Source organism: Conexibacter sp. SYSU D00693, assembly GCF_017084525.1.
Taxonomy (GTDB): Bacteria; Actinomycetota; Thermoleophilia; order Solirubrobacterales; family Solirubrobacteraceae; genus Baekduia.
Genome location: NZ_CP070950.1, coordinates 3123358 through 3135794 on the forward strand (window position 1 = coordinate 3123358; position 12437 = coordinate 3135794).

Genomic DNA, 12437 nt, shown 5'->3' on the forward strand with positions numbered 1-12437 from the left:
GCCGGCTCGCGTCGGCAGCTAGCCGCCGACGCGCTCGACGAGCGCGCTGACCAGTCCCGAGGGCGTGTGCTCAGGCGCCTCGACGTCGGGGTCGAGTCCCGCCGCGTGCAGGGCCTCGGTCGTGACCGGCCCGATGGAGGCCAGCTTGAGCGACGACTCGCGGATGGCGTCGACGCCGACGGCGGCGGTGAAGGACCGCACCGCGGAGCCGCTCGTGAACAGCGCCCAGTCGGCACCCAGGGCGGCGTCGCGGTCGCGGTCGGCGAGGGGCTCGGGGACCGTGCGGTAGAGGACGAGCTTCTCGACCTCGGCGCCGGCGGCCTTCAGGGCATCCGGGACGACCTCGCGGGCCTCCTCGGCGCGGGCCACGAGGGCGCGCTGGACGTCGAGCCCGCTGAGGGCCTCCGCGAGCGCCTCGCCCACGGCGCGCCCCGGCACGAGATCGGGCTCGATGCCGTGCGAGCGCAACGCGTTGGCGCTGCCCGGGCCGACGGTCGCGATGCGCATGCCCGCGAGGGCGCGGGCGTCCAGCCCCGCCGCGCGGAGCTCTTCGAAGAGCCGGTGGGCGCCGTTCGGGCTCGTCACCACGAGCGTGTCGAACGAGGCGAGATCAGGCAGTGTCACGTCGACCGGCTCGATGCGGATCGCCGGCGCCTCGACGACGCGCGCGCCGAGGTCGCGCAACGTCGCGGCCATCCCGGACGCCTGCGGCCGCGCGCGCGTCACGACGACGCTGACGCCGGCGAGGGGACCGCGGCCGAGCCAGCCGATCTCCTCGGTCAGCCCAGCGACGGGGCCGACCACCGTGATCGACGGCGGGCGCACGCCTGCCTCCTTCGCCCGCGCGGCGATGTCGGCGAGCGTGCCGGTGACGACGCGCTGGGACGGCAGCGTCCCGGACTGGACGACCGCAGCAGGCTCCGAAGCCGCGCGCCCACCGGCGACAAGCTGCTCCGCGATCCGCGGCAGCGCCTTGACGCCCATGTAGAAGACGAGCGTCCCGGGGAAGGCGGCCAGCGCTGGCCAGTCGATGCGCGACTCGGGGCGCTCCGGGTTCTCATGGCCGGTCACGAAGGCGACCGCCGAGGACAGGTCGCGGTGCGTGACGGGGATGCCGGCGTAGGCGCTGGCGGCGATGCCGGCGGTGACGCCGGGAACGACCTCGAACGGGATGCCGTGCTCGCGGCAGAGCTGGGCCTCCTCGCCGCCGCGCCCGAAGACGAACGGGTCGCCGCCCTTGACGCGCGCGACGGACCGCCCGGCGAGCGCGTGCTCGAGCAGCAGCCGGTGCGTCTCCTCCTGCGGCACCTGCGGCCCGCCGCCGAGCTTGCCGACGTCGATGACCTCCGCGTCGCTGCGGGCGCCGTCGAGGGCGGTCGGCGGGATGAGCTTGTCGGCGAGGATGACGTCGGCCTGGGCGATGACCTCCAGCGACCGCGCAGTCATGAGCCCCGGGTCGCCCGGGCCGGCGCCGATCAACCAGACACGCCCGGGTCGTGGAAGGTGCCTGGCACCTTTCACGACGCCACCGCCTCGGCGTCGGCCAGCAGCTCGCGCACGCCGACGGACTCGAGCCGCTCGAGCATCTGTCCCGACGGCGCGCGGTCGCGGATCCAGCGCGAGCCGTCGGGCATCCCGACGAAGACGTGGAGCTCGCTGCCGTCGTGCCAGGCGCCGATCGGCGTGTGGCAGGTCGCACCCAGCGCGTGGCAGAGCGCGCGCTCGGCGTGCACCTCGCCCGCGGCGCGCTCGTCGTTGACCGGCGCGCCCCACGCCTCATGGCCGACCGGGCCCTCGATCGCCAGGGCGCCCTGTCCCGGAGCGGGCACGAAGACCGACGGGTCCAGGAAGCAGCCGATGCGCTCCCCCAGCCCCAGCCGCAGGAGCCCCGCCGCCGCCAGGACGATCGCGTCCGCCTCGCCGTCGTCGAGCTTCCTCAACCGCGTGTCGACGTTCCCGTGCAGGTCGACCACCTCCAGGTCCGGCCGGACGGCGAGCAGCTGCGCCCGGCGACGCAGCGACGACGTCCCGACGCGCGCCCCCTCTGACAACGCCTCCAGCGACGCAGCACCCACGAGCGCGTCGCGCACGTCCTCGCGCGAGCTCATCGCCACGAGCCCGAGGCCCGGGGCCAGCTCGCCCGGCACGTCCTTGGCGGAGTGCACCGCCAGGTCGACCTCCCCGGCCACCAGGGCGCTCTCGATCGCGTCGACCCACCGCGCCTTGTCGCCGTCGCGCGCGCCCGCGTCGCCGGAGGTCGTGATCGTCACGAGCTCGGCGCCGAGCGCGTCGGCGACCGGCTGGGCCTGCGTGAGGGCGAGCTTGGAGCCGCGGGTGCCGAGCTTCACGAGCGACCGCGGCGCAGCTCGCGGACCTCGGCCGGCGGCGCGTCGCGGTCGGTCGCGTCGGCGGCCTGGCCGTCGTCGAGCCCGAACAGCTCGCGCGCGAGCTGCAGGCGTCCGTGGCCCGAGGCGTGGTCGCCGGACTTCAGGCGGATCGTCGGCTCGTGCAGCAGGCGCTGCATCACCGCGCGGGCGACCGCGTCGATCCGCGCCCGGTCGCGCGCCGAGACGCTCTCCCACCGGCCGGCGTTCTCGGCCAGGACCGTCTCGACGACGTCCTCGCCCATCCGCCGCAGCGCCGCGATGGTCGGCTGCACGTCGAGCTGGCCCATCCACTTGGCGAAGCGCAGGATCTCGTCCTCGACGATCGCCTCGGCGGTGTCGCGCTCGCCCTCGCGGCCGACGAGGTTGCGCGACACGACGGCCTGGAGGTCGTCGATGTCGTAGAGCGTCACGCCGTCGAGCTCGCCCGCGCCGGCCTCGACGTCGCGCGGGACCGCGATGTCGATCAGCACGAGCGGGCGGCCGCCGCGCTCGGCGACGACCTCGGCCAGGACGTCGGTCTCGATGATCGGGTGCGGGGACGACGTCGACGCGACGACGACGTCGGCCTCGACGATCCGCTCGGGCAGGTCGTGCAGCGACGAGACGGTCCCGCCGAAGCGCTGCGCGATGGAGCGCGCGCGGTCGGCGTGGCGGTTGGCGACGAAGATCGTGCGCACGCCGTGGGCGTGCAGCGCCTGCGCGGTGAGCTCGCTGGTCTCGCCCGCGCCGATGATCACGACGTGGCGGTCGGCGAGGTCGCCCACGACCTCGCGCGCCAGGTCGACGGCGACCGTCGAGACGCTCGTGCGCGACGCGCCGACGCCCGTCTCGGTCCGCACGCGCTTGCCGGTCTGCAGCGCCGCGGTGAACAGGCGGTTGGTCAGCGGTCCGGTCGTGCCGGCGCTCAGCGCCGTCTCGTAGGCGCGCTTGACCTGGCCCTGGACCTCGGCCTCGCCGACGATCATCGAGTCCAGCCCGCCGGTCACCCGGTACAGGTGGCGGGCCGCGTCGCAGTTGCGCGGCGCGTAGACGATGTCGGTCAGCTCGGTCGGGCGGATCGCGGCCCGGGTCGCCAGCCGGCCGAGCAGGTCGGCCTCGGCGCGCACCGGATCGGGCGCGACGACGTAGATCTCCGTGCGGTTGCACGTGGAGATCACGACGGCCTCCGAGACCGCGTCGGACTGCACGAGCTCGCGGCAGAACGCCGGGCCCGAGACGTCGTTGAAGGCGAGGCGCTCGCGCAGCGCCACCGGCGCCGTCTTGAAGGAGATGCCGAGGAGGAGGAGCTCGTTCACGCCGGGGTCCGCTCCGACGGAGGGGCCGCAGCGGCGCCGGGCTGCTCGCTGCCCGCGAGGTCGTCGAGCTCGGCCAGCTCGCCCTGCAGGCGCGACAGCCGGATCCCGAGGATCACGACGTACACGAGGACCAGCGCGAGGAAGACGAGGTACGCGGCGGCGACGTAGCCGCCGTTGTCGGGGAGGTTGTCGCTCATGGCAGCTGCGGCGCGGCCGACCGGCCACGCACCGGAGTGTCGACGCCTCCGAGGCGCCGCTTGAGGCTCTTGACCCGGCCGCGGGTGAGCTTGGCGTCGATCTCCACGCGCCAGAGGGTCGCGTAGAGCAGCGCCATGCCGGCGAGGCAGACCACGAAGGCGACCGCCATCCAGCCCGGGAGGTTGTCCGTCGAGTCGAACGTGCGCGGGTGGATGAGGCTGTCGGCGGCGCGCACCGCGGCGAAGTTCAGCGGCACGAAGGCGCCCGCGGTGATCGCGAAGACCGACGCGTAGCGCGACTGGCGCTCGCGGTCCTCGATCGAGAAGCGCAGCGGCTGGTACGTGCAGTACAGGAGGAAGACGATGAGGAAGGAGACGAGCGTCGGCTCGTCCCACACCCACCACGTGCCCCACGACGCCTTCGCCCAGATCCCGCCGGTGATGAGGACCGCGACGCCGAAGATCAGCGCCATGTGGATGGCCACGTACGAGCGCAGGTCGTGCTTGGCGTCCCCCGTGCGCAGGTGCCGGATCGCCTCGATCCCACCGAAGACGAACCCGCACAGCGCCACGATCGCCAGCGGCACGTGCAGGTAGAAGATCTTCTGCATGAAGCCCTGGTCGGCGTCCATCGGGGCGACGAACGCGGCGATGGCGTAGCCGGTGACGAGGGTCACCACGGTGGCCACGGCCAGGAGGGGGAGCTTCGAGCCGGAGGTGCGACGCATCGGGGTCAGTCCTCGACGAGGAAGTCGAAGACGGCGTAGGCGAGGAGCCCGAAGACCAGATCATAGAGGCCGAGGATCGCCAGCCAGCGCCCGGGCAGCGCGCCCGCGCCCGCGGCGTCGAAGACGGGCGCGAGGGCGCGCGCCGTCCCGATGACCACCGGGACGAGCAGCGGCAGCGCGATCAGCGGGACGAGCAGGTCCCGCGCGCGCGTCTGGATGCCCAGGGCGGCGACGAGCGTCCCGACCACGGCGATGCCCGCGTCGGCGAGCAGCAGGACGACGGCGGCGCGCCACAGCAGGCCGACGTCGAGCCCCGGCTCGAGGAGCAGGAGCGCGAAGACCGGCAGCGCGAAGAGCTCGAGCAGGACCAGGAAGCTGAAGAGCGCGGTGGCCTTGGCCACGAGCAGCGCGGTGCGGTCGACCGGCGCGAGGAGGAAGCCGTCGAAGCCGCCCTCCTCCTCGTCGGTGACGAACAGCCGGTTGATGCCGAGCATCGCCGCGAAGAGCAGCGTCACGACCAGCACGCCGGCGGCGAGCTGGCCCTCGACGGTGTCGCGGTCCAGCCCGAAGTGGAAGACGACGAACGTCGTGACGCTGAACAGCGCCATGCCGGTGAGCGTCGTGGGCGCGCGCAGCTCGAGGCGCAGCTCCTTGCGCAGCAGGGCGCCGACCGCGTGCCTCATGCGTAGAGCTCCCGCACGCGCTCGACGTCGACCTCGTCGGCGCCGGCCAGCAGCTCCTGGCGCCCCCCGCGCAGGCCCAGCACGACGTCGGCCTCCGCCAGCCCGCCTGCGGGGTCGTGGCTCGTGACGATCCGGGTGCGGCCCGACGACCGACCCACGAGCGGCTCGAGCGCCGCGGTGGCCGCCGGGTCGAGGTTCGCGGTCGGCTCGTCGAGCAGCACGACCGGCGGGTCGTGCAGGACGGCCCGGCAGGCGGCGGCGCGCTGGACCATCCCGCGCGAGTACGTCTCGATCGGGTCGTCGGCGCGCGGGCCGAGGCCCACCTGGTCGAGCAGGGCGTCGACGCGCTCGAACGGCGCCCGGTGCAGCCGCGCGTGGAAGCGCAGGTTCTCGCGGGCGCTGAGGTCGCGGTACAGCAGCGGCGCGTGGCCGAGCAGGCCGATGCGCCCGCGCACCGCCCACGAGCGCCTGGGCAGGTCCTCGCCGAGCACGCGCGCGACGCCCGCGTGCGGGCGCAGCAACGTCGCCAGCACGCGCAGGAGCGTCGTCTTGCCCGCGCCGTTGGGCCCGAAGACGACGAGCGTCTGCCCGGGCTCCAGGGTGAGCGTCAGCCCGGCGAGCGCCTCGCGGTCCCCGTAGCGGCGGACGAGCCCGTCGAGCTCAAGCGCCGGGGTGCCGGCCATGGTCGCCGCGGCCGCGGATCGTGCCGACGGCGTGGCCGAGCACGGGGGCGAGGATCGGGAACAGCTGGTCGAGCGCCTTCGGGTTGCCCGGGAGGTTGACGACGAGCGTGCGGCCCGCCACGCCCGCGACCCCGCGGCTCAGGACGCCCATCGGCGTGTGCTGCAGCGACGCGGCGCGGAAGGCCTCCTGGATGCCCGGGACCTCGCGCTCGACGACGTCGGCGGTGGCCTCGGGCGTGACGTCGTCGGGGGTCAGCCCGGTGCCGCCGGTCGTGAGGACGACGTCGAGCCCCTCGCTCACCCACGAGGCGATCCGGGCGCTGATCGCGGCGCGGTCGTCGCGGACGACGTCGGTCGCCGCGACCTCGCAGCCGGCGTCGCGCGCGAGCTCGGCCAGCCGCGGGCCGCCGCCGTCCTGCGCGTCGCCGCGGGCGACCGTCGTCGAGACCGTCAGGACGGCCGTGCGCGGGGCGCTCACCCCGCGAGTCCTACCACGCCGAAGCGGTGGCTCCCCGCGTGAAGCGCTGGTCGCGGGCCTCGGCCGAGGGGCCGGGACCGGTGCGGGTGGCCATCGCGCTGAGCAGGGAGTACGACGCGGGGCCGAGGTCCGGGACGGGCGGGGCGGGGAGCGCCAGCGGGACCTGCGCGATCGCCGTCAGGCCGTGCAGGCGGCAGACGTCGACGAGCGTCGTGAGGTCGACGGCGTCGTCGTTGGGCAGCGCGAGCTCTGCAAGGACGTCGCGGCGGATCGCCCAGGCAGGAGCCAGCGGCGAGGCGACGGCGGCCAGGTCCGGGGCGTGGACGCGCAGCAGCGGGCGGGCGACCGGCTCGTCGAGCGGGTGGGGCATCGGCGGGACGGCCTTGACGAGCACGAGGCGCGGGTCGGCCTGGAGCGGCGCGGCGAGGACCTCCGCGGCGGCCGCCGGGTCCGGGCAGTCGTCGGGCAGGACGACGACCACGTCGGCGCCGCCGGTGCGCGCGTCGGCGAGCGCCTCGCGCAGCGCGCGGCCGCGGCTGCCGCGGGCGGCACGCAGCACGAGCGGCGGCGCGGCGGGGATGGTGGGCGCGGCGGTGTCGTCCGCGGCCGGCTGGGCCTCGTCGGCGGGGTCGAGCAGCCGCAGCGGACCGCGGCTCAGGCGGGCACCGTCGTGCGCGACGGTGCGCACGCGGGCGGCGCGCGAGTAGGCGACGCGGATGCCGGCGGCGTGCAGCGCGCGCTCCAGGGCCTCGTCCTCGCCCTCCGGGACCGCGGCCAGCCCACCGACGGCGTCGTAGGCCGCGCCGGTCAGCGCGAACGACGCGCCCGTGAACTGGTGGTGCTCGGCGTCCGGCGCGGCTTCGCGGACCGCGAGCAGGCGGCGGCGGGCGTCGGCGCTGCGCGCGGCCCGGAGCGCGGTCGGGACGGCCGCCGCGTCGCTCTCGGGCAGCTCGACCATGCCGGCCACCGCGCCCGCGCCGCCGCGCACGGCGGCGAGCTGGGCGGCGATCCAGTCGTGGGCCACGACGCTGTCCGCGTCGGTCGAGCACAGCAACCGCGGGTCCCGGCTGCGGGCGACGAGCATCCCGGCGCGCCGGGCCAGCCCCGGGCCGCGGCCTGGGCCATCGACGACGGTGACGGGCAGCCACGGGTGCGCCTGGCGCGCGGCCTCGACGGCCTCGGCCGTCCGGTCGCGGCACCGGTCGAGGACGACGACGACCTCCACGTCCCCCGGATGGACCCCGGCCTGGACGGCCAGCGCGGCGATGCACGCGCCGATCCGGTCTTCCTCGTCCCGGGCAGGGACGACCACGACGGCCTGGGGCTTCACGGCGCTTCCCTACCCGGACGGACGGCACTCCATGTCCGTCCGTGTCCGAACCAGGGCGCCGGCGGTGGCTTCCTGACCCGTGGTCAGTCGTCGCGGCGCCAGCTGCCCGAGCGCCCGCCCGTCTTCTCGACGAGCTCGACCGCCTCGACCACGACGCCCTTCTCGAGGCCCTTGACCATGTCGTAGACCGTGAGGGCGGCCACCGCGGCGGCGGTCATCGCCTCCATCTCGACGCCGGTGCGGGCGGTGACGGCGGCGGTCGCGACGAGCGTGACGGTCCCGGCCGGCGCGTCGACGGTCCCCTCGACGTCGCAGTGGTCGAGGCCGACGGGGTGGCAGAGGGGGATGAGCTCGCCGGTGCGCTTGGCCGCCTGGATGCCGGCGATGCGCGCGACGCCGAGGACGTCGCCCTTCGGGGCGTCGCCCGCGGCGACGGCGGCGGCGGTCTCGGGCGACATCCGCACGACGGCGCGGGCCACCGCGCGCCGGGCGGTCTGCGGCTTGGCGCCGACGTCGACCATCCGGGCGGCGCCCTGGTCGTCGAGGTGCGTCAGCCGGCCGGCCATGTGGTGGGGGCTACGCCGCGGCGGGCGCGTGGCGCGCCTGCGCCTCGGTGATGAGCTCGCGCACGGCGGTCGTGTCGCCGGAGCGCAGGAGCTCGATCGGGTCCGGATGGCCGTTGACGATGGCCTCGAAGAACGCCTTGCGGTCCTGGTAGGTCGGCAGCGTGCCCTTCGCCCAGCCGCGGACCTCGTTGAGCATGACGGCGAGCGTCGCGTACTCGTCGCCGAAGAGCGAGGCGATCTCGCGCTTCATGCGCTTGGCCAGCGCGGGCGACGCGCCGGCGGTGGAGATCGCGATGGCCAGCGGGCCGGTGCGCACGATCGCCGGGAGGATGAAGTTGCACAGCGGCGGGACGTCGACGACGTTGACGAGCATCGCCCGCCGCTCGGCGTCCTCGTAGATCCCGATGTTGATGTCGGTGTCGTCGGTGCAGGCGATCACCATGAACGTGCCCTCGAGGTCCGACGGCTGGTACTCGCGCTGGTGCCAGACGACCGAGCCCTCCTGCGCCAGCTCCTCGAGCTCGGGCCCGACCTCGGGCGCCACGACGACCACGTCGCCCTCGCACGCCAGCAGGCCCTCGACCTTCTCCAGGCCGATCTCGCCGCCGCCGACCACCAGGCACTTGCGGCCCCGCAGCTTCAGGCACGCGACGTAGAACGGCGTGTCGAGCATGTCGCGGACGCACGTCTGGTCGCAGGTCCCGCGGCGGAACTGGCAGACGCACTCCTTCCCCGAGTAGGCAGCAGCAGGCATCGCTGACGAAGGGTAGTCCCCCCGGGTCGCTCGGCCGTACCCTCGGTGCAACCCAGGCGCGATGGCCTCGTACTTCGACGACACCTCCATGCTGCGGCGCGTCCATCGCGAGCAGGCCGTGGCCCTCGGCGGCCCGCGGGCGCTGCTGATGATGGCCGCCCACCCCGTCGCCTTCGAGGGCTTCTTCATGTCGACGGGCGCCCTCGGCGACCCGTACGCCCGCCTCCAGCGCACCGCGAACGTCCTGGGCGCCATCGCCTGGCGCGACCGCGCGGAGGCCGACCGCCTCACGCGACGCGTGCGCTCCATGCACGGCAAGGTCCGTGGCGAGCTCCACGAGCCCGCGGGCCCGTTCCCCGCCGGGACGACGTACGCGGCCGACGACCCCGGCCTCCTGCTGTGGATCCTCGCCTGCCTCGTCGACTCGAGCCTGCTGGCCTACGAGCGCTACGTCCGCGGCCTGGAGGAGGACGAGCGCGACGCCTACTGGGCCGACTACCGCCTCGTCGGCCGGCTCTTCGGGATCCCGGACGAGGCGATGCCGGGCGACTGGGCGGGCATTCGCGCGTACATGGACGAGCGCCTGGGCTCCGACGAGCTCGTCGTGACCCCCAAGGCCCGCGAGCTGGGCATCGACATCGTCATGCGCCCGCCGGTCCCGCTCGCCGCGCGTCCCCTCGTCGAGACGGTCAACCAGATCACCATCGGCCTGCTGCCCTCCCGGGTGCGCAAGGGCTATGGCCTCCGGTGGGACCCGGTCCGCGGGCTGGCGGTGCGTGGCGGGCAGGAGTACGCGCGGCGGGTGCTGGTGCCGCTGCTGCCCGAGCGGTGGCGGCTCGTGCCGAGCGCGCGGGCGCTGCGGGCGGCGGCGTAGGCGACGGTGGAAGGTGCCAGGCACTTTCCACCCGACGGGCGAGGCGATGGAGTTCGGCGCGGTGCGTCCGCTGGATGTGGAGCGCTCGCTGTTGGGCACTGAGGGAGGGAGGGCCAGGCCGCCCGGCGGTCGGAGGGGCGGTTCTGGGGTCCGGCCACACCGGCGGGAGCGGTCGGTCCGTGAGCCTGTCGCTTCCGGCGCTGTAGGGGGCCCAACTGCAGGGTGACGAGCAGTCAGCCGCGCGGGCCCCCATGGCGGTGTGGTGCGACCACCCGTCGAACCCCCAAGACCGCCCGAACCTCGCCCAGGACGGCCCGGAGGCCCGGCGGCCGCCTCGCGCACGACGCGGCCGCCGGCCGGTTGCCCTCCCTCAGTGCGAGACAGCGACGGCTTCGCACCCGGCGAACGCGCCGAACGGCGCGCCACCACGAACCGCCAACGCCTACCGCCGGGTCCGCGCCGGACTCCGCAACGCCCGCCCCACCCGCACCGCGATCCGGCCCAGCGGCACGGTCCCGTCCCGCAGCGCCCGCTCGCGATCGGCATCGCGCGCCGAGCGCAGCCGCGCGATGGCCCGCCCCGAGTCGGCGAGCGCGCCGTCGTAGGGGAACCACCAGAACGGCCGCCCCCGCGGCGGGTCCCAGGTCGTCACCTTCGGCTCGGCGCACGTGCGCAGGGCGATCGCGCCGCGGGCGCGCCCGAGGCCCGAGCCGCCGATGCCGCCCCACGGCAGCTGCGGTGCCGAGCGTGACACGAGGTGCTGGTTCATCCAGACCATGCCGACGCGCAGCTCGCGGGCGATGCGGGCGCCCTTGTAGCGGTCGGCGGTCCAGACGGAGGCGCCGAGGCCGAGGGCGCTCTCGTTGACCGCCGCGATGGCGGCCTCCTCGTCGTCGACGACGCTCACGACGACGACGGGGCCTGGTGCCTCCTCGCGCAGGATCCGCGCCCCGGGCGGGACGCGGCTGAGGACGGCCGGGGCGCAGAAGGCACCAGACAGGCCCTCGACCTCGACGGGCCCGCCGCAGTGGAGGGTGGCACCCGCGGCGACCGCGTCGTCGAGGAGCTCGCGGACGCGGTCACGGCGGTCGTGGGTGACGAGCGGCCCGATCTCGGTGTCGGCGTCGCGGGGGTCACCGAGCCGGCGCGCCACGGCCTGGGCGACGAGCCCCTGGACGACTGCGTCGCCGACCTCGCGCACCGCCAGCACGCGCTTGACCGACCCGCCGGACTGGCCGGCGTTGGCGAAGGCGCCCCAGGCGATGCCCTCGATCGCGCGGGCGACGTTCGCGTCCGCGCAGACCAGCGCCGCGTCCTTGCCGCCCATCTCCAGCACCGCGCGCTTGACCCCCTGGGCGCAGCGCTCGAGCACGCCACGGCCGGCCCGCAGCGAGCCGGTGAAGCGCACCTGGTCGACGGCGCCGTCGACGAGCGCCTGGCCCGCGTCGGCGTGGCCGTGGACGACCGCGAGCAGGCCCTCCGGCAGCCCGGCGCGGGCGAAGACGCGGGCGACGCGCTCGCCCGACAGCGCCCCGTGCGGGGACGGCTTCAGGACGACGCCGTTGCCGGCCATGAGCGCGACGGCCACGTCGCCCAGCGGTGTCGCGAACGGCTCGGTCGCCGCGCCGATCACGCCGACGACGCCCAGCGGCTCGTAGCGCCAGCGCGCCCGCGTGAGCGGATGCAGCACCCGGGAGAGCGCGACGCGCTCGCCCGACAGGATCTTCGGGCCGTTCTGGGCCAGCCACTGGAGCGTCTCGATCGTCGGCAGCAGCTCGTGGAGCTCGGCCTCCGCCCGCGGGCGACCCTGCTCGCGGGAGACGAGGGCGACGACCTCCTCGCTCTCGTCGATCACGGCCTGCGCCGCGCGCGCCATGTACCGGGCGCGGTCGGCGAGGCGCAGCTGCGCCCAGAGGCGCTGGACCTCGCGGGCCTCGGCGATCGCGGCGTGCACGTCGGCGGCCGACGCGACGGGCACGGAGCCCAGCACGTCGCCGGTGGCAGGCGCGTAGGCCTCGAGGGTGCTGCGGACGGCGGCGTCGGTGCCGGGCATGCCGGCGGCCGAGCCTACGCCACGTCTCGGGGGCGCGTCCCGGCGCGCTCGGCGACGGCCGCATCGAGCACGTCGTGCAGGCCGGGCGCGAGCCCACCGTCGACGAGGAGGACGTCCGGGACGCCGGCGTCCAGGTCGCCGGCGGCGTAGCCCACGACCTGGTGGCGGCCCTCGAGCCACGCCGTCGCGCAGACCGCGACCCGAGCGTGGGGCGCGACGCGGACGAGCCGATGCGCCTCGAGGTCGTCGACCGGGCGCCCGCAGCGCGACGCCAGCGCGCGCAGCGCCGGGGCGTCGGTCCCGTGGGCCAGGCGCAGGCGGACGCGCAGGCCGTTGGGGAGGGTGTGGGCGTGGCCGAGGAGCATGGGTGCGGACCGAGGTCCGTCTTCGAGGGTGCTGGGTGCGGTCC

14 protein-coding genes are annotated in these 12437 nt (G+C 75.6%); 1 reads left to right on the plus strand and 13 read right to left on the minus strand.

The features are described 5' to 3' along the window. Nucleotides 1–18 precede the first annotated feature (18 nt). From cobA to JUB12_RS15575, 11 genes are all read right to left on the minus strand, one after another. Nucleotides 19–1521: a uroporphyrinogen-III C-methyltransferase gene (cobA, locus tag JUB12_RS15525; protein WP_305852566.1), complete on the minus strand. Its 1503-nt coding sequence runs from the start codon at nucleotides 1519–1521 to the stop codon at nucleotides 19–21. After that, the gene (gene hemC / locus JUB12_RS15530; RefSeq protein ID WP_205696320.1) at nucleotides 1518–2348 is read right to left on the minus strand and encodes a hydroxymethylbilane synthase; all 831 of its coding nucleotides are present in this window, start codon (nucleotides 2346–2348) and stop codon (nucleotides 1518–1520) included. The genes cobA and hemC overlap by 4 nt, the downstream gene beginning before the upstream one ends. Further along, nucleotides 2345–3682 (minus strand): glutamyl-tRNA reductase, encoded by a 1338-nt coding sequence (gene hemA / locus JUB12_RS15535; protein WP_205696321.1) that lies wholly within the window; start codon nucleotides 3680–3682, stop codon nucleotides 2345–2347. Before hemA ends, hemC begins: the two co-directional genes overlap by 4 nt. Next, entirely contained in the window at nucleotides 3679–3879 is a 201-nt protein-coding gene (locus JUB12_RS15540) for a hypothetical protein (protein ID WP_205696322.1), read from the minus strand. The genes hemA and JUB12_RS15540 overlap by 4 nt, the downstream gene beginning before the upstream one ends. Continuing rightward, nucleotides 3876–4607, minus strand: a complete 732-nt coding sequence (ccsA, locus tag JUB12_RS15545) for a cytochrome c biogenesis protein CcsA (protein WP_205696323.1) — start codon at nucleotides 4605–4607, stop codon at nucleotides 3876–3878. The genes JUB12_RS15540 and ccsA overlap by 4 nt, the downstream gene beginning before the upstream one ends. Before the next feature lie 5 nt (nucleotides 4608–4612). Then, on the minus strand, nucleotides 4613–5290 hold the full coding sequence (locus tag JUB12_RS15550) for a heme exporter protein CcmB (protein ID WP_205696324.1): 678 nt from the start codon (nucleotides 5288–5290) through the stop codon (nucleotides 4613–4615). Then, nucleotides 5287–5973 (minus strand): ABC transporter ATP-binding protein, encoded by a 687-nt coding sequence (locus JUB12_RS15555; protein WP_205696325.1) that lies wholly within the window; start codon nucleotides 5971–5973, stop codon nucleotides 5287–5289. The genes JUB12_RS15550 and JUB12_RS15555 overlap by 4 nt, the downstream gene beginning before the upstream one ends. After that, nucleotides 5951–6451 carry a molybdenum cofactor biosynthesis protein B gene (locus tag JUB12_RS15560; RefSeq protein WP_205696326.1) on the minus strand — a complete coding sequence of 167 codons (501 nt, stop codon included), beginning with the start codon at nucleotides 6449–6451 and terminating at the stop codon, nucleotides 5951–5953. The genes JUB12_RS15555 and JUB12_RS15560 overlap by 23 nt, the downstream gene beginning before the upstream one ends. 10 nt (nucleotides 6452–6461) lie before the next feature. Beyond that, complete coding sequence (locus JUB12_RS15565) at nucleotides 6462–7781, minus strand: glycosyltransferase family 2 protein (protein ID WP_205696327.1); 1320 nt, start codon at nucleotides 7779–7781, stop codon at nucleotides 6462–6464. 83 nt (nucleotides 7782–7864) lie between these two features. Next, nucleotides 7865–8347 (minus strand): cyclic pyranopterin monophosphate synthase MoaC, encoded by a 483-nt coding sequence (gene moaC / locus JUB12_RS15570; protein ID WP_205696328.1) that lies wholly within the window; start codon nucleotides 8345–8347, stop codon nucleotides 7865–7867. 10 nt (nucleotides 8348–8357) lie between these two features. Next, nucleotides 8358–9101, minus strand: coding sequence for a bifunctional precorrin-2 dehydrogenase/sirohydrochlorin ferrochelatase (locus tag JUB12_RS15575; protein WP_205696329.1), 744 nt, complete (start codon nucleotides 9099–9101; stop codon nucleotides 8358–8360). 61 nt (nucleotides 9102–9162) lie between these two features. On the opposite strand from JUB12_RS15575, the gene JUB12_RS15580 reads away from it, so the two are divergent. Beyond that, nucleotides 9163–9975, plus strand: a complete 813-nt coding sequence (locus JUB12_RS15580) for an oxygenase MpaB family protein (RefSeq protein WP_205696330.1) — start codon at nucleotides 9163–9165, stop codon at nucleotides 9973–9975. A gap of 442 nt (nucleotides 9976–10417) precedes the next feature. On the opposite strand, the gene JUB12_RS15585 is transcribed toward JUB12_RS15580, so the two are convergent. Continuing rightward, entirely contained in the window at nucleotides 10418–12028 is a 1611-nt protein-coding gene (locus JUB12_RS15585) for an aldehyde dehydrogenase (RefSeq protein WP_205696331.1), read from the minus strand. A gap of 14 nt (nucleotides 12029–12042) precedes the next feature. Next, complete coding sequence (locus tag JUB12_RS15590; protein ID WP_205696332.1) at nucleotides 12043–12393, minus strand: hypothetical protein; 351 nt, start codon at nucleotides 12391–12393, stop codon at nucleotides 12043–12045. Nucleotides 12394–12437 lie beyond the last annotated feature (44 nt).

What these genes read in the sequence shown, in the direction of transcription:
- JUB12_RS15540 (WP_205696322.1), bottom strand. Translation starts at nt 3,879, where the DNA reads ATGAGCGACAACCTCCCCGACAACGGCGGCTACGTCGCCGCCGCGTAC.
- ccsA (WP_205696323.1), bottom strand. Translation starts at nt 4,607, where the DNA reads ATGCGTCGCACCTCCGGCTCGAAGCTCCCCCTCCTGGCCGTGGCCACC.
- JUB12_RS15550 (WP_205696324.1), bottom strand. Translation starts at nt 5,290, where the DNA reads ATGAGGCACGCGGTCGGCGCCCTGCTGCGCAAGGAGCTGCGCCTCGAG.
- JUB12_RS15555 (WP_205696325.1), bottom strand. Translation starts at nt 5,973, where the DNA reads ATGGCCGGCACCCCGGCGCTTGAGCTCGACGGGCTCGTCCGCCGCTAC.
- moaC (WP_205696328.1), bottom strand. Translation starts at nt 8,347, where the DNA reads ATGGCCGGCCGGCTGACGCACCTCGACGACCAGGGCGCCGCCCGGATG.
- JUB12_RS15575 (WP_205696329.1), bottom strand. Translation starts at nt 9,101, where the DNA reads ATGCCTGCTGCTGCCTACTCGGGGAAGGAGTGCGTCTGCCAGTTCCGC.
- JUB12_RS15580 (WP_205696330.1), top strand. Translation starts at nt 9,163, where the DNA reads ATGGCCTCGTACTTCGACGACACCTCCATGCTGCGGCGCGTCCATCGC.
- JUB12_RS15585 (WP_205696331.1), bottom strand. Translation starts at nt 12,028, where the DNA reads ATGCCCGGCACCGACGCCGCCGTCCGCAGCACCCTCGAGGCCTACGCG.
- JUB12_RS15590 (WP_205696332.1), bottom strand. Translation starts at nt 12,393, where the DNA reads ATGCTCCTCGGCCACGCCCACACCCTCCCCAACGGCCTGCGCGTCCGC.